The sequence below is a fragment of the Roseovarius sp. B08 genome (assembly GCF_051417955.1).
In the GTDB taxonomy this organism is placed as follows: Bacteria; Pseudomonadota; Alphaproteobacteria; order Rhodobacterales; family Rhodobacteraceae; genus Roseovarius.
Window position 1 is genome coordinate 2,266,960 of record NZ_JBPRLW010000001.1, and the last position, 20,929, is coordinate 2,287,888.

Annotated in this window: 22 protein-coding genes and 1 tRNA gene; 4 read left to right on the plus strand and 19 right to left on the minus strand. The window is 58.9% G+C overall.

Annotated elements, in window-relative coordinates:
- Nucleotides 1-157 precede the first annotated feature (157 nt).
- The 6 genes from ACSQ76_RS11445 to ACSQ76_RS11470 all read right to left on the minus strand — a co-directional run bounded on the left by ACSQ76_RS11445 (nucleotide 158) and on the right by ACSQ76_RS11470 (nucleotide 7,175).
- A complete protein-coding gene (locus tag ACSQ76_RS11445; RefSeq protein ID WP_371931322.1) occupies nucleotides 158-775 on the minus strand; it encodes a sugar transferase in 618 nt (205 codons plus the stop codon).
- Between the two features lie 350 nt (nucleotides 776-1,125).
- On the minus strand, nucleotides 1,126-2,565 hold the full coding sequence (locus ACSQ76_RS11450; protein WP_437156668.1) for a hypothetical protein: 1,440 nt from the start codon (nucleotides 2,563-2,565) through the stop codon (nucleotides 1,126-1,128).
- 91 nt (nucleotides 2,566-2,656) lie between these two features.
- Entirely contained in the window at nucleotides 2,657-3,760 is a 1,104-nt protein-coding gene (locus ACSQ76_RS11455; protein WP_437156669.1) for a glycosyltransferase, read from the minus strand.
- 13 nt (nucleotides 3,761-3,773) lie between these two features.
- On the minus strand, nucleotides 3,774-5,078 hold the full coding sequence (locus ACSQ76_RS11460) for a GumC family protein (protein ID WP_437158192.1): 1,305 nt from the start codon (nucleotides 5,076-5,078) through the stop codon (nucleotides 3,774-3,776).
- Complete coding sequence (locus ACSQ76_RS11465; RefSeq protein WP_437156670.1) at nucleotides 5,047-5,988, minus strand: GumC family protein; 942 nt, start codon at nucleotides 5,986-5,988, stop codon at nucleotides 5,047-5,049. The genes ACSQ76_RS11460 and ACSQ76_RS11465 overlap by 32 nt, the downstream gene beginning before the upstream one ends.
- Nucleotides 5,985-7,175: a polysaccharide biosynthesis/export family protein gene (locus tag ACSQ76_RS11470; protein WP_437156671.1), complete on the minus strand. Its 1,191-nt coding sequence runs from the start codon at nucleotides 7,173-7,175 to the stop codon at nucleotides 5,985-5,987. Before ACSQ76_RS11470 ends, ACSQ76_RS11465 begins: the two co-directional genes overlap by 4 nt.
- Nucleotides 7,176-7,461: 286 nt before the next feature.
- On the opposite strand from ACSQ76_RS11470, the gene ACSQ76_RS11475 reads away from it, so the two are divergent.
- Nucleotides 7,462-7,884, plus strand: coding sequence for an oligosaccharide flippase family protein (locus tag ACSQ76_RS11475; RefSeq protein WP_437156672.1), 423 nt, complete (start codon nucleotides 7,462-7,464; stop codon nucleotides 7,882-7,884).
- Nucleotides 7,830-8,954: an oligosaccharide flippase family protein gene (locus ACSQ76_RS11480; protein ID WP_437156673.1), complete on the plus strand. Its 1,125-nt coding sequence runs from the start codon at nucleotides 7,830-7,832 to the stop codon at nucleotides 8,952-8,954. The genes ACSQ76_RS11475 and ACSQ76_RS11480 overlap by 55 nt, the downstream gene beginning before the upstream one ends.
- A gap of 1,103 nt (nucleotides 8,955-10,057) precedes the next feature.
- Here ACSQ76_RS11480 and ACSQ76_RS11485 read toward each other — a convergent pair.
- On the minus strand, nucleotides 10,058-10,729 hold the full coding sequence (locus ACSQ76_RS11485) for a hypothetical protein (RefSeq protein ID WP_437156674.1): 672 nt from the start codon (nucleotides 10,727-10,729) through the stop codon (nucleotides 10,058-10,060).
- Between the two features lie 698 nt (nucleotides 10,730-11,427).
- The gene (locus ACSQ76_RS11490; RefSeq protein WP_437156675.1) at nucleotides 11,428-13,083 is read right to left on the minus strand and encodes a hypothetical protein; all 1,656 of its coding nucleotides are present in this window, start codon (nucleotides 13,081-13,083) and stop codon (nucleotides 11,428-11,430) included.
- A 29-nt stretch (nucleotides 13,084-13,112) separates the two neighbouring features.
- Between ACSQ76_RS11490 and ACSQ76_RS11495 the strand changes: the two genes are divergently transcribed.
- Together ACSQ76_RS11495 and ACSQ76_RS11500 are read left to right on the plus strand one after the other, a co-directional pair.
- Nucleotides 13,113-13,703 carry a hypothetical protein gene (locus ACSQ76_RS11495; protein ID WP_437156676.1) on the plus strand — a complete coding sequence of 197 codons (591 nt, stop codon included), beginning with the start codon at nucleotides 13,113-13,115 and terminating at the stop codon, nucleotides 13,701-13,703.
- The gene (locus ACSQ76_RS11500; protein ID WP_437156677.1) at nucleotides 13,621-14,409 is read left to right on the plus strand and encodes a GMC family oxidoreductase; all 789 of its coding nucleotides are present in this window, start codon (nucleotides 13,621-13,623) and stop codon (nucleotides 14,407-14,409) included. The genes ACSQ76_RS11495 and ACSQ76_RS11500 overlap by 83 nt, the downstream gene beginning before the upstream one ends.
- 66 nt (nucleotides 14,410-14,475) lie before the next feature.
- Here ACSQ76_RS11500 and ACSQ76_RS11505 read toward each other — a convergent pair.
- From ACSQ76_RS11505 to ACSQ76_RS11555, 11 genes are all read right to left on the minus strand, one after another.
- Nucleotides 14,476-14,552: transfer RNA gene (locus ACSQ76_RS11505), tRNA-Arg, on the minus strand.
- 81 nt (nucleotides 14,553-14,633) lie between these two features.
- The gene (locus ACSQ76_RS11510; RefSeq protein ID WP_437156678.1) at nucleotides 14,634-14,924 is read right to left on the minus strand and encodes a hypothetical protein; all 291 of its coding nucleotides are present in this window, start codon (nucleotides 14,922-14,924) and stop codon (nucleotides 14,634-14,636) included.
- A 65-nt stretch (nucleotides 14,925-14,989) separates the two neighbouring features.
- Entirely contained in the window at nucleotides 14,990-16,210 is a 1,221-nt protein-coding gene (locus ACSQ76_RS11515; RefSeq protein WP_437156679.1) for a cysteine desulfurase, read from the minus strand.
- 1 nt (nucleotide 16,211) lies between these two features.
- Nucleotides 16,212-16,823, minus strand: a complete 612-nt coding sequence (locus ACSQ76_RS11520; protein ID WP_437156680.1) for a YIP1 family protein — start codon at nucleotides 16,821-16,823, stop codon at nucleotides 16,212-16,214.
- On the minus strand, nucleotides 16,820-17,305 hold the full coding sequence (locus tag ACSQ76_RS11525; RefSeq protein ID WP_306129449.1) for a YIP1 family protein: 486 nt from the start codon (nucleotides 17,303-17,305) through the stop codon (nucleotides 16,820-16,822). Before ACSQ76_RS11525 ends, ACSQ76_RS11520 begins: the two co-directional genes overlap by 4 nt.
- A complete protein-coding gene (gene sufD, locus ACSQ76_RS11530) occupies nucleotides 17,305-18,591 on the minus strand; it encodes a Fe-S cluster assembly protein SufD (RefSeq protein ID WP_437156681.1) in 1,287 nt (428 codons plus the stop codon). Before sufD ends, ACSQ76_RS11525 begins: the two co-directional genes overlap by 1 nt.
- The gene (gene sufC, locus ACSQ76_RS11535; RefSeq protein ID WP_306129451.1) at nucleotides 18,592-19,347 is read right to left on the minus strand and encodes a Fe-S cluster assembly ATPase SufC; all 756 of its coding nucleotides are present in this window, start codon (nucleotides 19,345-19,347) and stop codon (nucleotides 18,592-18,594) included.
- 30 nt (nucleotides 19,348-19,377) lie between these two features.
- On the minus strand, nucleotides 19,378-19,980 hold the full coding sequence (locus ACSQ76_RS11540; RefSeq protein ID WP_437156682.1) for a hypothetical protein: 603 nt from the start codon (nucleotides 19,978-19,980) through the stop codon (nucleotides 19,378-19,380).
- The gene (locus tag ACSQ76_RS11545) at nucleotides 19,977-20,252 is read right to left on the minus strand and encodes a hypothetical protein (RefSeq protein WP_437156683.1); all 276 of its coding nucleotides are present in this window, start codon (nucleotides 20,250-20,252) and stop codon (nucleotides 19,977-19,979) included. Before ACSQ76_RS11545 ends, ACSQ76_RS11540 begins: the two co-directional genes overlap by 4 nt.
- Nucleotides 20,252-20,566: a heavy metal-binding domain-containing protein gene (locus tag ACSQ76_RS11550; RefSeq protein ID WP_437156684.1), complete on the minus strand. Its 315-nt coding sequence runs from the start codon at nucleotides 20,564-20,566 to the stop codon at nucleotides 20,252-20,254. Before ACSQ76_RS11550 ends, ACSQ76_RS11545 begins: the two co-directional genes overlap by 1 nt.
- Nucleotides 20,563-20,898, minus strand: coding sequence for a hypothetical protein (locus ACSQ76_RS11555; protein ID WP_437156685.1), 336 nt, complete (start codon nucleotides 20,896-20,898; stop codon nucleotides 20,563-20,565). Before ACSQ76_RS11555 ends, ACSQ76_RS11550 begins: the two co-directional genes overlap by 4 nt.
- Nucleotides 20,899-20,929: the final 31 nt, after the last annotated feature.

Here is a 20,929-nt window from a genome sequence, read left to right on the forward strand (position 1 = left end):
TGAAAACCTATGTTTTTGCAGGCCGTTCGGCGTGCCGTGGTATTGTGGAATCGATTTCCGGCAACACACTCAGGCTGGCCGTCGTTCTCGGTTGCGGCACTTTCTGGGTCGCGGTTATCGGAACTGTTGCGGTATAGATTTCAAAGCTTTTGAACGTCTATTTCGCTCCATCCACCGTGAGAATGACCTTCACGGTTTTTAGAATGATCCGCACGTCCCCCCAGAATGTGCGGTGACGTACGTACTCGACGTCCATAGCGACCCGCTCCTCGTAGGTGGTATTGCTGCGACCGCTTACCTGCCAAAGACCTGTGATGCCCGGACGGACGGAAAGATACTCGTAGGAATGACTGCCATAGTGGACCAGCTCGTCCTCGACGATGGGGCGCGGACCAACGATGGACATTTCCCCTCTCAGCACGTTCCAGAACTGGGGTAGTTCATCCAGGCTCGTTTTGCGGAAGAACTCTCCGATGCAGCTCACCCGAGGGTCGTCGTCCAGCTTCTGGTTTGCGGCCCATTGCGCACGTGCCTCGGGATCGCTTTCGAGCAGCTTTCGCAATTGCTCATCCGCGTCCACGACCATCGTTCTGAACTTCAAGCATTTGAACTGTTTCCCGTTCTTACCCACGCGCTTGTGTTCATAAAATACGGGTCCGCCCTCTTTCAGCAGGATGACCAGCGATATAAGCACGATGAACGGTGCAAAGAACAAGAGCGCCAGCAATGCGAAACACTTGTCGAATAGCGACCGCAGAACACGGTCACTTCTGATCTTATTCGGGGCGAGGAACTGGGAGCCGACATATCCTTGGTGAAGTGCCCTTAGATCTGTTTCCCCATGAACTTGATCTCTTGAGCTCATAATACAGACACTGACTTAAATGGGACTAGCATGATGGTTACCGTACGAAAGACAAAACGAATTGGACCGATTAGAGAATCGGGACACGATCAATTATAGATCATACTGCCCTTTTTGCCTCAAATCTTTACCGAAAATTAAGAAATTGCGGCAGAAGGAAGGCATAACCGCCAGAGGTTAAAGGTTTTTTTCGCTATTTTTTTCGTAGAATGTGTTGAAAATACGTCTTTTTTCAGATCGACGGTCATTCCTTGATCGCTCTAACTCCGCATATCTGTGCCTTGCAGCGGCATGCCTGGTTGATGGGCCGTTTCTTCGTCACGGCCCAGATTGTTGGAGACACGCACAGATGCGTCGCGCGAGACGGCCGCCAGTGCGGCCACGGACATCAGCAACAGCGTCGGATCTGCCGTAGTGGCCGACAGAAGCATCGAGCAAAGCAAGGTGAGACTGCTGACCCTGCTTGCGTAAAACATCCGCTGGATTTCTGCGTCCTGGTGTCCGATCGGCTTTAGAACCGCATAGTACAGAAACCCCGCGAAAGCGATCACGCCCGGCAGTCCAACACTCCCCATCAGGACGGATAACAACCCGTTCCCCCTGAGCGAACCTGCCCCTGCCCCGAGCCCCCATGTTTCCCAGAAGGCGACGAAAGCAGTGTAGGCCCACGCGCGGCGCTCTATGCCAGACATCGAGTTGCGCTTTTCGAGGATCAGTCGTTGGATCATGTCCGAGATCAGATCCGTGGCGGGCGTCAGAAGCACGAACAGGCATGTCGCGAAAACAACGGCCGCGGCCAGGATCACGAGCGCATGCGCAAACGTCCGGGACAATGTGTTTGTCAGAAAACCGCGGGCGTGCAGAAGGATCAGCACGCCAGCCCCTAGCAACGCCACTGTGCCGGTCGAGGAGAACGCGAGCACTGTGCACACCATATTGCCAGTGGCCAAAACGACATCGCGCGACTTCCGGCCTATCAATGCGGACATCGTGAAATAGGCTGTAAGAGTGGACGACGCCGCAGCGAAACTCGCCGGCTCGGAGAACCCGCCGATGACCCGCGCAAAGCCCCCCATTTGCTGCTGATTGGCAAGGCTATAATCGGCTGTCCGGATAATCGCCAGCAAGTCATCCAGAGCCAGGAAATCCAGGATGCCCAGGATGATGTTGATCCACGCCGCGCAGACGAGCCCAAACTCTATGACATGGCTGCCCCAGCGTTTCGCCGCACTGATCGCAGCAAGGAAAAAGCCGCAGGACAACAGGATATAGAACGACTGCGAAAGGTTGGAACCGCTCGGTCGCAATAGCCACATGGCGGACGGATAGGAGATGCTGACCTGAGTTGTCCCGGCGTTGAGGTTCAGCGGGAAGACTAGGAAGTCACCCTCGAACAGGCGCACAAGGATAAACGCCGAAAACAGCGCGTACCCGGCGAAAAAGACCAGGTACCTGCTCTCAGGCGGCAACATCACCGTCGTACCCGAGGTCCGGGATGCCATCCGACGCACGACCAATGCAGCTATGGTCAGCATCGCCAGAAAGTTCGCAAGAAGTAGAGACAGCCCGGCCAGGCTAATCGCCGCGAACATCCCGAAAGGCAGGACGGCGATCACAAAGGTGATCCCCTTCTCCAGGTTGCGCAGAACCACCCACAACCAAGCTATTATGAAAATGGCAGCGAATGGGGCAAAAGTCATTGTGGCGTCCCGGCTAGGTCATGAAGTGGGGCTCGCAAACGGCATCGTTGTCTTGGCCGAGCGTTGCGTGAACCAGGCAGGACTTGCCAGGTCACGCGGCGCCTGCTGCCAGCACTCCATCGACGATCTCAGCGAATTCGCGTCGAAAACGGTCTCCTCCGAAAGTTTCAGCATGCGCACGGATCACCGAAGGGTCAAACATCTCGGTTTGATCCTCGAACCTTTGAATGACGTCGCGAATGGCTTCCGGCGTCTGCGCGTCGAAGAACAGGCCGGTCTTGCCATCCACGACGCTGTCCAGGGCCCCGCCACGCCCATAGGCCAGTATCGGAGTTCCACAGGCCATCGCCTCCACCGGGACGATCCCGAAATCCTCTTCCGCCGGAAAGACGAGGGCGCGCGACGTCTGATAGAGGTTGCGCAGGTCCGAAGCGGGCACGCTTCCAAGCAGCGTCACGTTTGCGGGCAGGTTCTTTTCAAGTTGCGCGCGCTGGCTTCCATCGCCAACGACAATCAGCTGTTGGTCCAAGCCCCGGAACGCCTCGATCACGAGGTCCGCACGCTTGTAGGGCACCAGTTGTGACACGAACAGGTAGGCCTTGCGCTCCGTGTCTGCGTCGGGCAGCCCGAATTGTTCGAGATCGACCGGCGGGTGCACCACGCTGGCGTCTCGGCGATAGTAGCGCTTGACGCGCGCGCCGACGAACGTCGAATTGGCGACGAAATGATCGACCCGCGCCGCTGTCGTTACGTCCCAGATGCGCAGTTGATGGCAAAGACGGGAATAATACATGCGGCCCAACCGCCCCAGCTGCCACTTGTGCAGTTGGTAGTGATCCCAGATGTACCGCATCGGCGAGTGAATGTAACAGATATGCGGTGTTCCCGGGGGTACGATGACGCCCTTGGCGGGCCCGCTTTCCGAAGAAATGACCAGGTCGTACCCGGACAGGTCCAGTTCTTCCAGGGCCCGCGGCATGAAGCCGAGGTACTTCTGATAGTGGCGTTTGGCCCACGGCAGTCGGGAAACGAACGTTTCCACGATTCTCTGGTTCGCCAGAAGATCGGACAACTTCTCGCGGTCCGCCACATGGGTAAACAAATCGGCTTGCGGATAAAGGCGGACGAGTTCCTCGAGGACCCGCTCGCCTCCGCGCATGCCAACCAGCCAGTAATGGACGATCGCGACCTTCACCGTTCAATGCGCCCTAGTACTCGTAATTGAACATGTCGAGTTCCGTTCCCTTTGAATGGGAACGACGCACCATCGTCAAAACCGTCCCGACCACATTGGCATCCTTCGCTTTCTCAAGGCGATGCAGCGACTCTGTGACGACTTTGGAGGACGTGCTGTCACACTTCACCGCCAACAGAGTGGCATCGGACAAACCGGCCAGAAGCAGCGTATCGGAAAGATGGAGGATCGGGGTCGCGTTGATGACGATCGTGTCGTACTTTTGCGACACGCGCGTAATCAGCCCCGACAAGGCCGGAGAAGACAGCAGATCGGAGGCTTTGTCCGTGCTTCGGCAAGGTGAAATGACATCGATCCCAAGTAGCTCGGACCTCTGGATCAGATTTTGCTGCTTTATCTTGCCCTCGAGGAAATCAACCAGACAACTGCCGTCTTTCGGCATGTCCAGAACTTGGCGAATATCCGGACGGCGCAGGTCAGCATCGATAAGAAGAACGGATTTCCTCGGCTGGATGAGCACTTTCGCAAGGGTGCAGCTCAGCGATGTCTTGCCTTCATCCGGTACCGATGAGGTAATCATGATGGCCTTGGGCTGGTCTCCGTGATCGACATTGAAGAGTTCCGTGCGAATGGCCTTGACCCGCTCGAGGTAGGGCGACCCCTGCTCCGCAACGAGTTCGTGTCTCAGCCATGCATTCTTGTCATTGAACGCGCTGCGGACATAGGGCAGAACCGCCAGGTTCGGTAGGTTCGTCAGCGCCCTGAGTTCCGAGGAGTTCGAAACAGGCGAGCGAACCAGATTGCGCAGGAAGACGAACCCGATCGCGGCGGCCAGCCCCATTATCATCGTGCTCAGCAAAAAGAGCGTCTTCTTCGGCCCGGACGGGACGACAGGCGTGACCGCCGTACCAATCACACGGGCCTCGGGCGTCTGGAAATCAGCCTGAGCCTTGGTTTCTTTGAAACGTGTGAGGAAGTTCTCGTAAACAAGCCTCGTTGCCGCCGCGCTCCGCTCCAGTTGTCCAAGCCGGACAGAGTCCTTCGACAGCTTGTCGGCCTGCTCCGATACGATCTGGATCTGATCTCTCAGCGCGGTTTCCCTGTTTCCGGTGATACGCACGTTGCTGCGCAGTTCCTCCACCCGGCGGCGCAGCTCGCCCTCGATGCTTCTGTCGATGTCGGATATCTGCGCCGATATCCGGATCATGTCCGGATGCCGCGGCCCCAGCGAGCTTTGCAATTGCGCCCGGGTGGCCGCGAACTCCGCCAGGTCCTGCTGGAGAGTTTCAAGCAACGGTGAGGTCAGGACATGGCCCACTGCGTCCAAGCCACCTTCCTCCAATAGATTTTCGACCTGGCGCAGGCGAATTTCCGAATCCGCTCTTTCCGTGGTACTCGCGACCAACCTGATGTTCAGCTCTGCAAGCAGTTGATTGATGCTCTCTTCGCTGCCCCCGGCTGCATCTATCATCTCGGCCTTGAAATCCACGACCGCGTCGTCGGCTTCCCTCCACCTGCACGCTCAATTCGTTCAGCCTTTCAGCAAGCCAGGAATTGACGCGCTGTGTGGCCACGGCCTTCGTATCGAGCAGACTCTCGATATACTCTTCCGTCGTTGCGTTCGCGATTTCCGCCGCAAGTTCCGGGTCCACGCTGTCTACCCTGATGGCGATCACGTAAGACACACCCACCTGCTCTACGGCGATCCGTTGGCGCAGCGCGTCCACGACCCATGACCGAAGCACGCTGTCGGGAAGCCTCTGGGCAACCTCATGACTGGGCTCGCTTCCCGTGACCAAACGCTTGGTGAACGGCCAGAGACCCGGCCAACGCGGCAAACGGGGATCGAATTCGGGATGGTTGGTCAGGTCCAACCTGTCCACGACCCGACCGATCAAGACATTCGAGCGTATGGTTATGATTTCCCCAGCCAGCACCGCACTGGTCACGTTGAGGTTCGAAATCACCTCTTGCGCAGGGGTTATCTGCTCCTCTCGGGTATCGAGGATGATCGACGCACGCGCAGAGTATTCAGGTGGTAGCGATTGCAGGTAAATGTAGCCGAGAACAGTAAACGAAACCACGATCGCCAGGATCAGTCGCAGGTTCCGCTCCAGAACCGAGTACATCCCCATCAGATCGATCGACTGAAAAGGCTGCTGAAGCCTGCTCGTGCCTGCCTCTAAGGCAGTATCCCGCCAGCTGCGCGTATGGGGTGTCGGTTTCATCCCTCGGTCTCGAGCGTATCCGGCGATTTGACGACGACCACGAGCAGGTCGCCCGGCAACAGCTCGTCATAGGGTTCCAGGACCTCGTTCACGAACTGGCCGTTTTCGCGCCGGCGCACCTGGTACTCCAGCAGGTATTCGGTATCCAGGCCCGATGCCGCGCTCATCCATTGGTCCAGCAGACGAATCCGGTCTTCGATAGACGCCCTGCTTGCCTTCAGCTTCTTGATATCACTCCAGAACATCTGCGATTCATTCAGATGCTGCTTCTTCAGATCAGAGTCAAATTGCGACAGTTCGGACTCGATATCCGCAAGCTGTCCGCGGGCATCCGATTTCTGCTCCTTCAGCCTCAGCAGGTCGCTCTGCGCCTGGGCAAATCCCAGTTCGCTCGCGTTGACGCTCGAAGTCTTGACCAATCCGCGTTCGGCCATGTCCTTGACACGGGCCAGGTCCGCTTCCGTGACCTGCAGGATTTGCCCCTGAATGACTTCGCGCTGTTCCAGCAATGCAATACGATTGCGCGCCTCCTCCGCCGCATCCGTAAGCAGTTTCCGCCTCTTCGAGACATCCTCCGCGGACAGGGCGATGATCTGATCCTCCTTGATCTTGTGCTCATCGAACAATTCGCGGTTGATGTCGGCCCTGGCGTCCTCGGGCAGGTTCGACCATGAGGCGCTGTCCTGCCCCTGCAATTGCGCCTGCACACGCGCATACTGCGCCGCCGCCAGCGCCAGATCGAATTCGTGATTGTTCAGCGCCCCTTCGAGGTTGCGACGCTCCAGCACGCGCGCTTCCTCATTGTTGGCCGCGATCGTCGGCCCGCCGGCCAGGCCGACGCCCTGTTCGGCAGTCATGAACGGTTGGTAGTCGTAGTTGCCGGGTTCACGCACGTCGCCCAGAACAGAGATCGGCCGGAACGCTGCGATGGACAATTCGATCGAGGGGTTCACGAAGATCTCTCGTTCGATGTACGCTTCCTTGATCTGCAGGCGTGCTTCCCCAACGGTCTTGGATGACACGACCAAACTGCCGATGAAAGGAAGCTGCACAGCCCCGTTGCGGCCTACGATGAAACGCTCCGGTGGATCGGCATCGTCGAGCACGTCAAGCTCGAGTTCGTCGCCAACATTTATCAGATAGTCTTCAGGTGTCGCCGCCGATACACCTGTCGTCAGAACAAGCATTGCGAGTGCAACAAGCCATACCAGGCACTGGACTCCGGGTCCTGAAGAACTGGCAAATACAGGGCGTCCCAATTTAAAGCACATTTCGAATCATTAAATCCACCATAAAGAAACTGATGATAGCAACTTGATCTGTCTATGCCAGTGGCTTGCATCAGCTAACTTTGGGCTTTTGCACCTGCACCGATACTTTCGTAAGACCTTCGGACGTTAACAGTGTTAATAGCTGCACACTATTAAATTAAAACAAGAATTTAGATTCGGGAAACATGACAGGCAATTTCTCATGAGCAGGCCGAGCCAGACAAGCGCCACATCAGCTTCGGCATTCAGGGGCGGAACTTGGACTCTTGTATCTCGCGTCATTATCCAAGCCATTCAGTTCGTGGTATTTCTCGTCGTCGCGCGATGGGTTGACCCGGCCGCGTTCGGGCTGTTTGCACTTGTCGCAGCCTGCGTGGTGATCCTCGAGCAGCTGGCCATGGCGGGCTGGGCCGAATACATCATGCAGAGCGAAACCGCAGAGGAAGAACACGGCAGCGCGGTTTTCATCGCCGTCGCCAGCGGATGCTTCGCCTCCGCAGCGGGCGTCGCGATCGCGATCATTGCCGGTCCGCTTTTCGATACCCCGACCTGGTCCTGCTCGGCGTGTTCATGTCGATCCGCGTTGTATTTTCCGCCACGGCAACCGCCTACGCTGGATTGCTGAACTGGCAGGACAGGCTGGAATCCGCCGCGGTCTGCGCCGTGCTGGGCGAAATCACAGGCCTCGTCGTGGCGATCTGGGGCCTCTTTGCAGGTTACGGCATCCTGGCCCTCGCCCTGGGCCGTGTGGCCAACGGAATTGTGTGGGCGCTGTCAACGGGCATAAGTGCCAGGGTACGACCGCGGCTTCCGACAGGCCTCTCCCTCGTCAGGGAAATGGCAAGCTTTTCCAAGCACATCATCCTGACCAAGGTGCTCTATAATTTGCGCGTCTACGCCTCTACATTCATCATCGGCGGGTTCGTCGGGCCGACGGCCGTCGGGCTGTTCAGGGCTGCACAACGCATCATCAACGGCTTTGAAGAGATATTCAGCGAGCCCGTCCGAGTGCTCGCGTGGTCGCTGTTCCGAAAGGCGCGCGAGGGTGACGAAAGCAGCCGGACCGGGAAGTTCGACGAACTCTCGCAAATCTTCTTCCGCGTTCAGCTGTACTGTGCCACGCCGGTGTTCGTTGTCGTGGCAATCCTCGGACAGGATCTGATCGTCGGACTGTTGGGCGACGAATGGGCTGCCTCGGGACCTGTGGTTCAAATATTGGCTTTGACCGGCCTCGTCCGACTGCCCAACCACGCGTCGATTCCGATCCTGTCGCTGGCCGGAAGGACTGATCTCCTCCCCCGCATAATCTTTGTCTTCTCGATCATCACCGTGTCCTGCATCCTGATCGCAGCAAGCTATGGCATCGTGGCGATCGCGATTTCCGAGCTTGTTGCGGCGCTGATCATTTTCACCTTCAACGCGTATTTTATGAAACGTTTTGCGAATATCCACTGGACCCAGATTCTGAAAGGATGCTGGCGGATCCTGCCAGCGCTGATACTGGCGATCGCCGGGTATATCTTCGCTGTACGGTTGGAAATTGCGCATCAGCTCCCTGCCCTGCTGCGGTTCACCATCCTGGGTCTGACCATGATTGCCCTGTACATCCCCGTGATCCTTTTGCTCGACGGAACCATCAGGCGAATGCTGGTCAGTCAGTTCAGCAAAGACCGCGGCGCCAATAACAAGGCCTGAGCATTGCAACCTATAATTGAGCACTATATCCTTAGGGCCAGGCGCACCGTCAAGAACGGACAGCATCGTGCAGTTCCCGTTCCCGAGATGACTTAGGAATGAGATTCACAATGCGACATGTCTTGTGATGCACGCCGTCGGCCAAATCTTGCGGTAAATGGACGGCAAGACGAAAAGTAGTTATTTTGTTGCCTGAGCGAGTTACAACACGTCATGCACCCACAGGACCACACACAGCCAAAAGATTGGGCTTCAGAGGATCAGGTCTTGGATCGATCCGCGCGGCAGTGTGTTCCGTTCGGAAAGCGCACTCTCAGAATTTCGGTTGTCGTCGGATGCGCCATGACCTGGGTATTGATCATTCTCGCCCTTGCCCTCTAAGTGGTTGCTAAGTAACAGAATTTCCCATTAAGGAAACAATACCAGAAGCCTGCCGCCACTGTTTCCATACAGGAAACAATTTAACCTTAAGGTTGCGCTTCTATCCCTATTCAGAAGTAATCCGTCGAAATCGTCTGCCTCGCGCCGTACGACAAAAGCAAAGAACGAGGGCTTACACTAACCTGTAAGACCCAGACCGAATCAACAATTTTCAAGAGAATTCAAGCTTCCTTAGCCGTTCTTGATGGGTTACCGCCCTTCAAAATGCCGACACAGGCAACGTATCTGCCTTCGAAAAGCTATGGAGTCGGCGCTTGTTCGTACCCAACGCGCATCGCTTGGAACGTGTATTTCTCGACAGTACCGAAAATGAACCGGAACATCGTTGCCACGTCCAGCAAACCTATCGAAACACATCTAAAGGTTGATTGTACAGAAGCGCGACGCCGCATGCGACACATTCTGCCTTGACGATATGACCCGAGTATCGTCGCTTGGGCCAGTTCGAAATCGACGACATCGCCGGCTTCCGAGAACGTCTTTATCGAACGCCACTGGCGATCCTTACTATGGATGCGTCTATTTGCATGTAGGGCGACGTGCTCGCCTGATCAGAACGCTTGCTCTCTGATGTGTCCGGTCATCGCTAGACACAGCTGCGGGCTGGGATCTGACCCTACCATACAGTCGAACTAGGCATTTCCATGAGCGATGCGAGTACTTTACTCGGTTACTGCCATACTCGCGTAAATGTTCTCTCCCAAAGGATCAGAGCGATCGCCGTTAACCTTGATGTACAGCACCGCCGTTCCAGCAGCCTTTACTCTTTCGTGGTATAGGCTGGAACCAAGGAAAACGACTACATCGCCCAAGCTTTCGTTCAGCATCCGGGCCTCCGGACTGTCGTAAAGCGCTCGGATCTTCTCAGAATCACCTTCTTCGAGAAACACCGCTTTCGGTTCGGTGTTCGGCCCAGGGTCAAGGCTCGGGAAGACACAAACAGTGGATCCCTCCGGAATGCGGACCGGCAAGCCGATCGAAAAGTAAGATGCCGAACGATCTTTGTGCGGCGCCGGATAGGGGTTTGCAGCATCGTCATAGACCTTCAGATGCCGCTCGGAAACGGTGAAATCATCCTCAGCGATGCCGGTAAGCCGGGCCATCCCTTTGCGGAATTCCTCCGCCGCTTCGTCCGAAGGAAAATCGAATACAAACTGTCTTTTCTTGCCTTTGATCTTCCAGTCATCGCTTTCATTCGAAGCTTCTGTCATCGCGGCGGCAAGAAAGGTTTGAAGATAACTCCGAAAGTCGTCAGTCAACACACCTTTCAAATGAGCATAGCCCTGCGAGGCGATCTCACCCGCTTGCATTCCCGGATCATAGTTGAACATCATCTCTCACCTTTAAAAAACATCAATATTCAGGATTACTTATCAATCTCGCTTTATGTCGTATCAATCAACAAGATATTACCAATAGATCTCTATCCAACGCGCGACATGACAACTCGATTGATATTTGAGTAGTGAAAACAACGCTTTTCACCTTTGCGAATAGTTAATGATCAACACACGATGCTGCAAAGTCAAGGGTTTTTACCGGTCGTGTTACGCTCCAACCATTCTTAACCGAAACGCCATTTTAGGAACCATCTGGCAGCTTCAATCAGCCATGTAAAAGCCGAACTGCGCAATGAGTGGATAAGCCGAAAACCTGAACGCCAAGATGCGAACAAAGTGGTCACATAAAATAAGCTACACCCCTTCCCTTATACAGTTCTGGGCATGTTTTAAGCTACTCTCTGCCCCTGCTGGTCGATTTTGATCTGATTGAAGAAGACCACGGCGGGCGGCTGTCCGCCGTGGGCGGCGTGGGGCCGCTGCCCCCAGGCGGATTCAAGAACCATTTGGGTTGGGCCTCAGTTGGACCTAGCCTCGACTACCATCAGCGCGTAAATGAACTTCCGGCTCGCAATCGCTCGAGCATCATGAGTGCCTTGAACTTGTCGAAGAATTCGAAAAGGAGAAGGGTTGGGAAACATCAATTTTCCGAGACAACAGAGAATGGCGCGAGGTTGCCATGCCCATCTGCTTCACTCTTCTGCCGGCAACTGAAAAACCTGGATCCGCCGCCGCACCGAGCTGTCGCCGGACGGTCCTGCGGGGGCCAGTTCGAAATCGACGACATCGCCCGCTTCCAGAACCAGTTCGAACTGATCGAGTTCATAGGGATCCGCCTGCAACTCCGGCACCTCCAGCAGAATGTTCCGATTGTGCCGGATGATAAGGCGAGACGGCTCGGAATCCTCTGATGTCCTCCACCACCCCTCGACGAGATACGCGCCCGCCTCGTTTGCGGTGAACCGCTCTATGGCATGGTATGGCTTGTCGTGAAAACGCGCTGTGGTGATACCGGTGTCGCGCACGGCCAGCGGTGACAGCTCGGGCGAACCGCGGTAGCTGGTCCAGTTCCAGTCAATGATCTCCAACGGTCTCAGCGACCTGCCGGCGCGAAGGACCAGGTAACTCCAGGGCGGCTGATTGAACTGATATAGACTGTCGGCCACCAGCCCTGCGGACTCCACCGTTACGTCGATGCCTTCCCCGATCACGTAGACCGGAGTGTCCGACAACACGTCCACCCTGTCGATGCGCCGTCCGCGCGTGTCGTAGAACTCCGCCGCCTCGTCGACCTTCAGCCTGCCGCCCGCCCCCCAAACCGCGTAGGCCTTGCCGTCTGAACCGAACTCGAAAACCCGGACAGACGGAAGATCACTGCGTGAGACCGGTCGGCCCAACGGCAACAGGTTCTCCTGCAGGAAGCGAAACGCGTCCGCCGCAGGCTTTTCGGTTTTACCGTCCTCTTCCAGCAACCCCATATTCGGCCACCACGGCTCGTCCGTCAGCGCATACCAGTGCGCCTCACGTACGCCTGCGGATGCAAGTTCGATCACCATCTTGCTCATGTAGTCCGGCGCCTCTTCCGGATCTTCCAGCCAGATACCGAATTCCGTCGCATAAAGCGGCTTTTCCCCCCCAAAAAGCTGCATCAGCTGCTTGAGGCGATCGATCTCGACGCGCAGCGTATCAGGATAATCGCGATAGGGGTGAAACGAGATGCCATCGCAGGCCAGCAAGCCCCCTGCCCGGAAGAAATCCCGATAGAACTCCATCGCGATCGTATTCAATCCCGCGCAGACAATCTCGGCGCCGGGATTGTCTCGGGCCAGTTTTTCGTCAACGGCCCGTACGACCGCGGCAAGGTTCCCAGGCTTGTCTTCGGCGAACGGACCAGTCACGAAGTCATCCGAATTCACTTCGTTCCCTATCTCGATTGCAATGTTCTCCGCACCATAGTGGGTGTAAATCGCACTGATGAAGTTTGCCACGCCGGCAATACCTTCATCGGAATAGGGTGTTTGCCCGTCATCATAGAGCGGGTTTCTTCCGGTAAACACGATGAAAGGCTTGATCCCCGCCTCGATCAAAGGCTGCATGTACTGGTCGGCGATCGAAAAATCGTAGATGCCCTTCGTGGTCTCACTCTCGCGCCAACTGATTTCGTCGCGCACCGAGACTGCGCCAAGCTCTGCCGCGCGCTCGATCAACTGCGTCGACCAGCCCTGCTCGAAATGGGCCTGTACCCCGAGCCGGAACTCCGGCGGATTTTCCTCGGCACGGCCTTGGGCTCCCGCGATCATCACGGATGTCAAAAGCAATGGTCGCAAAACATTCATCGGGCTCACCAATCTGATAAAGGACCCCGGCAGGTGCCGGAATGAAACTTGATATAATCGGCTTCACGATAGCATGCCCGGCACTGTCGGCGCGACTCAAAGCTACCATCCGGCGCACCGTTGCCTGGGCCGGCAAGTCCGCAGCCTTTGGCGGGATCGACTATGCAAGACGGGACTGGGTGCCCGGCAGCGGTTGGCCGATCGATCATCATGACCTCGGCCCCCATCTGGACCGCGCGGCCGCCAGCCTCAACCTGGGCGCAAACTGCTATGATGACCGTCTTTGGACGTTGATGAAACGAAGACCGCCCGAACCACGCTCCGATCCTGCCGTGCTCGGCTCGTTCTTCTGGCAGTTCTCACGCTCGACGATCAGGCCGATGGAAGTGATGCATGTCGGGACAGAATTCGTGAATGCGCCGGCCCGTGGGTGCCGGATCATGACCGATGCGACCGCCCTCGAGAACCTCACGGACGCCACAGGCAAAATGGCGACCGGCGTGCGCAGCTGTTCGGTTTTTTCGGCTGAAGACCCATGGTGCCGTCAACATGTACATGCGTGGCATCGCCCCAAGCGAGAGCGTGCAGCAAGCCGAAGGCCTGCTGAATTGCGCAGCTTACATGCCGGGTGAACGCGCGCCCGACAATCCGTGGGATGCCCTGAAACGGATCCTTAAACGGCGAAGCGAAAGCTATCTCTCGGATGGGATGACCGTCGCCAAATCCCCCGGCCTGATCGTCCGGGGCATGGGGCGCCTCGCGATCCAGAACCCAAGGTTTCCGCAGGGGCTGTCCCGGTTCATTGTCGATCAGGTCATTCGCTTCAGGCCGAACATGGCAGTGGAAGAATTTATGACGGGCGGTGTCCCGCACAAGCTGGTGAGGCTCCCGATAGAAGTGATCTGCGAACAGGCGCCTGATCCGGAAAACCGGGTCACCCTGTCCAGCCATGTCGATCGTTTCGGTGTGCCCTATCCAGAGGTGCGATGGAAGCTAGGCGAACTGGAACGACGAACCATCATGCGTTTTGCGGAACTCATGTGTCTCGAGTTCGAGAAGGCCGGTTTGCCTGTACCGGTTCTCGAGGGCTGGGTCAGGCAAAACGACTTCGAAAAGGCGTCGATCATCGATATGGGGCATACGGCGGGCACCACGCGGATGTCCGATGATCCCGGAAACGGCGTCGTCGATCGGAACTGCAAGGTGCATGGAATAAAAGGCCTCTACGTGGCAGGCGCGTCGGTTTTTCCGACAAGCGGCCATGCGAACCCGACCTTGATGATTGTCGCCCTCGCCCTTCGCCTCGCGGATCATCTGAGGCATCGCTCAGCGACGTGAATCAGCGGCCTTGATACCATCTGACGCGCTTTGAACGCGACGCAGAGTATTAAACGTAATGGTAAGTGGCGCACCTGAAAGGATTCGAACCTTTGGCCTCTGCCTTCGGAGGGCAGCGCTCTATCCAGCTGAGCTACAGGTGCCTGCGCCGTGCTATACCCGGTTCGTTTCCCCGTCGCAACGATGAAAAACCGAGCTCGGCCAGCGCAGGCCGCCGTGCGATGTCAGGGGCGTCCGCCCTGCTGCCCGCCGCCACCGGTGCCGCCGCCGGACTGGGGCTGGCCCGGAATACGGGGCGTCTGCGGATCGTAGTCGGGCAGGCACTCACCACCACCGGCGGCGCTGGTTTGCCCTCCGCCACCGGGACAGCCACCGCCGCCCCCGTCGCTGTCATACTTGGTCATGATCGGGTCGGGCGTGATCGCGGCCCGGCTCTGGGTCGTGGGGGTCTCGGTGCAGGCCGACAGGGTGGCTCCCATGAGGGCGGCAAAGGCGGTTGTGCGAAGCGTGAACATGATGATCTCCTTGGTGTTCCGGCCATGGGTCGGTACGCTAGGATGATCCGTTCAATCTTTTTCGGTCAAGCGAAAAGCTCGTGCGCCAGTTCCAGCGCGTCGACCAGCGCGTCGACCTCGGCCTCGGTATTGTAAAGGCCGAACGAGGCGCGGCAGGTCGCCGTCAGCCCGATATGATCCATCAGCGGCCCGGCGCAGTGATGCCCCGCGCGCACCGCCACACCCTTCTTGTCGAGGATGGTCGAGATGTCATGCGCGTGCGCCGCGCCGTCCAGCGTGAACGAGAAGATCGCCGCCTTGTCCGGCGTCTGTCCCTGAATCTGAAGCCAATTGAGGCCGCCGAGCTTGCCCACGGCATAGTCGCGCAGCCGGTCCTCGTGGGCGGCGATGTTTTCCATCCCCAGCCCCATCATGTACTCCAGCGCGACGCCCAGTCCGATGGTCTGCACGATCCCGGGCGTGCCGGCCTCGAACTTCATCGGCGCGGCGGCATAGCTCACCTCGTCCTTGCTGACCTCGCGGATCATGTCGCCACCGCCCATGAAGGGCCGCATCTCGGCCAACCGGTCCTTGTGCACGAAAATCGCGCCCGACCCCGACGGACCATACAGCTTGTGACCGGTGATGGCATAGAAATCCACGCCCAGCTCATCCAGGTTCAGCGGCATGTGCACCGCCGCCTGGCTGCCATCCACCAGCACGGGCACGCCCTTGGCATGGGCGGCATCTATGATCGTCTTGACGTCGACCTTGGTGCCCAGCACGTTCGACAGGTGCGTGATCGCCACCAGTTTGGTTTTCGGGCCGATCGCGTCGATCACCTTTTGCGGGTCCAGCGCGCCGGTGCTGTCAGTGTCCACCCATTTCAGCGCCACGCCCTGCCGTTCGCGCAGGAAATGCCAGGGCACGATGTTGGCATGATGCTCCATCACCGACAGGACGATCTCGTCGCCCGCCTCCATCAGGGGCATGGCCCAGCCATGGGCGACCATGTTGATCCCCTCGGTGGTACCGGAATTGAGCACGATCTGGTTTTCGTTCGCCACGCCAAGAAAGCGCGCGATGGTGCCGCGCACGGCCTCGTATTTCTCTGTCGCCAGGTTCGACAGGTAATGCAACCCGCGATGCACGTTGGCATATTCGTGGCTGTAGACCGTGGTGATCGCATCGATCACCACCTGCGGTTTCTGCGCGCTGGCACCGTTGTCGAGATAGACCAGCGGCTTGCCGTTCACCTCGCGCGACAGAATGGGAAAGTCGCGGCGGATCGCGTCGATATCGTACATCTCAGACTGCTCCTGTCGTTGTGGCGAAAAGGCCGCCGATGATGCCCGTGATGATGGACAGCCCCACCAATACGCCGAAGATCGCAATCAACATCACGCCGAACGCCTTGAGGGGGCTGCCGAATCCATGCGCCACGTCAAGCATGTTGGACACCGCCCACATCCACCAGACGATAAAGACCAGCAGACCCAGTGACGACAGGATCGGGATGACGAGGCCCAGAAGGACAAAGCCCGCCACCAGCACGAAGCTGACCGCCTGCAGCAGGGTGATGACCGCCAGAACCTCGGGCAAGCTGCCGCGCCCGCCCAGACCGCGACCGACCCAGTACAGCATGAAGACCGACAGAACCGCCCTGCCCCATTGCATGACCGCAAAGATCAGCGGCGAACTGTAGACCGGCGACGTCCTGAGAAGATCGCCAAGCTCACCCTCTGGGATGGGCGCGGCCTGGACCAGTGCGGCCACGACGCCCGAGGTCACGACGGAGATCAGCGACACCGCGATCCAGAGCGCCTGCACGGGCAGGTTCATCCCCAGGATCCGCGCCGCCCCGCTGCGCGGATCTCGCACGGTGGTCACGAACAGGGGCTTGAGTGCTGTTTCGGTCATGATTGTCCCCATCCCGCTTCGCGCAGGTCCGAGACCCAGACCCACAGGAACGCCACAAGCCATATCGCGCCCACCGCCGTCAAGCCCGGACCGGGGCCGATGAAACCCGCGACAAGGCCATGCAGCAGCTTGATCGGACTGGCCACCAGCCAAGCCCAGAACAGCGCCAGCCGCGTGGCATAGCCCGAGGCGCGGCCGCCCATGATCCGCACCACAAGCTGGGTGAGCGTGCCGATGCCGTAGAAGATCAGCGGCGCGATGAAGATCCATCCCAAGAGCGCCCCGCCCAGCATCGGGTTCAGCTCCTGCCCGGTCAGGTGCGCCTCGCGCGCAAGGCGCGGCCACTCGGAAATGAAGAAGAGCGCGCAGCCCGCCATCAGGATGGCCAGCGCACGCCCTTCGTTCGCGCCCATCGCCAGCAGGCGACGGAACACCGTTCGCGGGCCGCGATAGGCGGCCACGATATCGGTGGTGACCGGCATCAGCCGCGCCGCCGCACCAGCCAGCCTTCAAGGCGCGCGACGATCCCGTCGCGCAGGCCCTCGTCCTCGATCTCTTCCACCGCCTCGGCCAGGAAGGCCAGCGTCAGAAGGTCGGTCGCGATGGACCTGGGCACGCCGCGCGCGCGCAGGTAAAATAGCGCCTCCTCGTCGATCGCGCCCGAGGTCGAGCCGTGCGAGCAGGCCACATCGTCGGCATAGATCTCCAGCTCCGGCTTCGCCAGGAACTCGCTGTCGCCATCCAGCAGCAGCGACTGGCTGATCTGGTAGCCATCAGTCTTCTGCGCGCCTTCCTTCACCAGGATCTTGCCCTGGAAAACGCCCACCGCGCCGTTGCGCAGGACCTTCTTGAACACCTGCCGGCTTTCGCAATTCTCGGCGTCATGGGTGATGAAGACGGTGTCGTCATGGTGAAAATCACCGTCGCCGACGCAGGCGCCCGCGACATGCGCGATGGCATCGTCGCCGGTCAGCTCGATCACGCACTCGTTGCGTGTCAGCACGCCGTTGGCAGTCATGGTAAAGGACTTGAAGGCGCTTTCCCGGCCCAGCCGCGCGAAGATATGCGTCACCGCGCGGCGCTCGTGGTCGCGGCCTTGGGTGCGCACGTGGTGGAACGCGGCGGTGTCGGCCACGTCGACTTCCATCACCTTGTTGAACCGCGCGGCGGCGGGCCCGTTTTCCAGAACGGTCAGATCCGCGCCCGCGTCCAGCTTGATGACGTGGTGAAGGATCGCGTCCGAAGTCTCTGATTCGTGGTGATAAATCAGGTTGATCGGTTTGCTGGCCTTGCCGGTCACATGGATCAGCACGCCATCGCTCGCGGCGGCGGTGTTCAGCGTCGCCAAAGGCCGCGCCACGGGCGTCTGGCCATTGGTTTCCAGCGCGCCGTACAGGTCCTTGGCCCAGTGAATATCGGCCTGGCCCGCCTCGGCCAGACGGTCGATCTTCACGCCTTCAAGGCTCAGGTCATCGCTGGCCTCGGCATCGAACACACCGTCCCGGAACACGATCTTAAGGCGGTCGACATCGTCGAACATCTCGGTCTCGTCGCTCTCGAACACGGCGGCCTTGGGCGCCTCCGCCTCGACCAGCGTGTCGGGCCGGGTGAACTTCCAATACTCGTCGCGCCGTTGCGGCAGGCCCGCGGCCCGCAGCCGTGCCAGCGCGTCCTGACGTGCCGCCTTGGACCAGCCAGCCGCGTCGGGCAGGCTCAGCGCGGCAAGGCGCGCCTCGGTGGCGTCCTGTTTCGCTTGGGGCAAGGCCATTTACGCCACCTCCGCCTTGATATCGGCATACCCGTTCTTCTCGACCTCGAGCGCCAGTTCCGGCCCGCCGGTCTTCACGATGCGGCCTTCGGACATGATGTGCACCACGTCGGGTTTGATGTGGTCCAAGAGGCGCTGGTAGTGCGTGATCACCAGGAACCCGCGGCCCGCGTCGCGCAGCGCGTTCACGCCCTGCGACACCAGCTTCATCGCGTCCACGTCGAGGCCGGAATCCGTCTCGTCCAGGATGCACATTTTCGGTTCAAGAACAGCCATTTGCAGGATCTCGTTGCGCTTCTTCTCACCGCCCGAGAAGCCCACGTTCACGGGCCGCTTCAGCATATCGTTGCTCATCTCCAGCGTGGCGGCCTTCTCGCGCACCAGCTTCAGGAAGTCGGCCGCACTCATCTCTTCTTCGCCCCGCGCCTTGCGCTGCGAATTCAGTGCGGTGCGCATGAAGGTCATGTTGCCCACGCCGGGGATCTCGACCGGGTACTGGAACGCCAGGAACAGCCCCGCCGCGGCACGCTCTTCGGGCTCCATGTCCAGGATGTCCTCGCCTTCCAGCGTGGCCGTGCCGCCGGTCACTTTATAGCCCTCACGACCCGACAGAACATAGCTCAGCGTCGACTTGCCAGAGCCGTTCGGCCCCATGATCGCGTGCACCTTGCCCGCCTCGACGGTCAGGTCGACGCCTTTCAGGATGGTCTTTTCCTCGTCTTCAAGATCGACCTTCAGGCCTTTGATCTCCAACATCTTTCTCTCCTTTTTCCTGTCGCTGCCCCCTCAGGGGCGCAGCATCATCTCGATCACGTTCAACAGCTCGTTCCGCGGCAGGGTCAGCGGCTGAACCTCGAACCCCGCCATGCGCCCCGTCATCCTTGGGGCGCCAATGAATTTCTCGACCACGTGGTACTGCTTGCGCCGCTTGTAGTCGTCGATAAACAGCTGCACGGGCCGCTCGGTGCGAAGCGCCGTCGCCAGGACGCAGCCCGTCCGGAACCGCCCATCCACCAGCACCACGTCGGGCTGGCGGAACTCGGGCAGGTCCCAGACCTCCAGCGGGTAGCGCGGGTAGCGCATGTACTGCTCCGCGTCGGTCGGATAGCCCCACTCCTTCGTCGGGCCTATGTCGGACCAGATCACGTCCACCTCGGTGCCTTTGGCGGGCGCGTTCTCGTCGAACCAGCGACGCATCATCAGCGCCCAGTCCTTGTCGCTCTCCACCGAGAAGACCCGCTTGCCCGGCATCTCGCCCGCCATCACGGTCGACCCGCCCGACCCGTATTCCAGGATCACGTCGGCACCCGCGTAGGCCGCGCGCAGCACCTCCGCCTCGGCCTCCGGCAGCGTCAGCTCGGGCCGCGATATGGTGGCGGTCGGGGTCATGACTGTTTGCCGGACCCCGCCGCAGCACGTTTCATGTCAGCCGTGTATCCGATGTACATCCACCAGATCACTGCCATCCAGAAGACAAACACCCAAATGCAGAACGCGGTAATATCGGCACCGCGCGGCGTCGCTCCCATCCAGATCGCAACATCCCTGATCCACGACGCGAGGATCACCAAGCCGATGAACAGGGCAAGCATCTCCAGCTGTGCGACAAGCCCCTCCTTCAGGCGCGCGATCCTCGTCGTGATATGTTGCCCAAAGCGCATCAGTCCAGCACCACCGCCGTCCCGCTGGCCGAAACCATCAGCATGGAATCCGCAACTACTTCATAGTCCAGATCGACGCCGACCACAGCGGTCGCCCCCAACGCCTTCGCCCGCTCCTCCAGCTCGTGCATGGCGGTGTCGCGGGCATCCTGCAACTTGGTCTCGTAGGCGCCGGAGCGGCCGCCGACGATATCCGTCACCTGTGCGAAGAAATCGCGAAAGACATTGGCCCCCATGATCGCCTCGCCCACCACGATACCGCGGTAATCGATGATCTTGCGCCCTTCGATGGTGTTCGTCGTCGTGATGATCATTGCTCGACCTCACCTTTCATTTCCGCGATTTGACGCTGACGGTCGTTTTCAATCATGGCACGGTACGCATCCGCCTCGACCTCTCGCGCTTTAGTCTGCCGACGAGCAAAGAAACGTGCCACAACGATCATGCTGACGGTGGAAACAGCCAAGACAGCCAAGGTCAGAACAATCGGATTGTATTCCGCCGGCGCAAACTGGCTGACAAGCATAATGCAAATTAGCCCGACCGCAGCAAAGGCCAGAACGCCTTCGCGCCCTCCATCAAAGAAGCTGGCGGCCTTGCTGTCATTCAGCGCCGCATTAAAGCCTGTTTCTCCGCCACCATTCATCTTATCACCCCACGGACCTTTCCAGCGCAAT

Coding starts and splice junctions, on each gene's coding strand:
- ACSQ76_RS11450 (WP_437156668.1), bottom strand. CDS start 2,565: ATGACTTTTGCCCCATTCGCTGCCATTTTCATAATAGCTTGGTTGTGG.
- ACSQ76_RS11465 (WP_437156670.1), bottom strand. CDS start 5,988: ATGAAACCGACACCCCATACGCGCAGCTGGCGGGATACTGCCTTAGAG.
- ACSQ76_RS11480 (WP_437156673.1), top strand. CDS start 7,830: ATGTCGATCCGCGTTGTATTTTCCGCCACGGCAACCGCCTACGCTGGA.
- ACSQ76_RS11525 (WP_306129449.1), bottom strand. CDS start 17,305: ATGCCGGTCACCACCGATATCGTGGCCGCCTATCGCGGCCCGCGAACG.
- ACSQ76_RS11510 (WP_437156678.1), bottom strand. CDS start 14,924: ATGTTCACGCTTCGCACAACCGCCTTTGCCGCCCTCATGGGAGCCACC.
- ACSQ76_RS11500 (WP_437156677.1), top strand. CDS start 13,621: ATGTACATGCGTGGCATCGCCCCAAGCGAGAGCGTGCAGCAAGCCGAA.
- ACSQ76_RS11470 (WP_437156671.1), bottom strand. CDS start 7,175: ATGCTTGTTCTGACGACAGGTGTATCGGCGGCGACACCTGAAGACTAT.
- sufD (WP_437156681.1), bottom strand. CDS start 18,591: ATGGCCTTGCCCCAAGCGAAACAGGACGCCACCGAGGCGCGCCTTGCC.
- ACSQ76_RS11550 (WP_437156684.1), bottom strand. CDS start 20,566: ATGATCATCACGACGACGAACACCATCGAAGGGCGCAAGATCATCGAT.
- ACSQ76_RS11540 (WP_437156682.1), bottom strand. CDS start 19,980: ATGACCCCGACCGCCACCATATCGCGGCCCGAGCTGACGCTGCCGGAG.
- ACSQ76_RS11545 (WP_437156683.1), bottom strand. CDS start 20,252: ATGCGCTTTGGGCAACATATCACGACGAGGATCGCGCGCCTGAAGGAG.
- ACSQ76_RS11495 (WP_437156676.1), top strand. CDS start 13,113: ATGAAACTTGATATAATCGGCTTCACGATAGCATGCCCGGCACTGTCG.
- ACSQ76_RS11555 (WP_437156685.1), bottom strand. CDS start 20,898: ATGAATGGTGGCGGAGAAACAGGCTTTAATGCGGCGCTGAATGACAGC.
- ACSQ76_RS11475 (WP_437156672.1), top strand. CDS start 7,462: ATGAGCAGGCCGAGCCAGACAAGCGCCACATCAGCTTCGGCATTCAGG.
- ACSQ76_RS11515 (WP_437156679.1), bottom strand. CDS start 16,210: ATGTACGATATCGACGCGATCCGCCGCGACTTTCCCATTCTGTCGCGC.
- ACSQ76_RS11485 (WP_437156674.1), bottom strand. CDS start 10,729: ATGATGTTCAACTATGATCCGGGAATGCAAGCGGGTGAGATCGCCTCG.
- sufC (WP_306129451.1), bottom strand. CDS start 19,347: ATGTTGGAGATCAAAGGCCTGAAGGTCGATCTTGAAGACGAGGAAAAG.
- ACSQ76_RS11520 (WP_437156680.1), bottom strand. CDS start 16,823: ATGACCGAAACAGCACTCAAGCCCCTGTTCGTGACCACCGTGCGAGAT.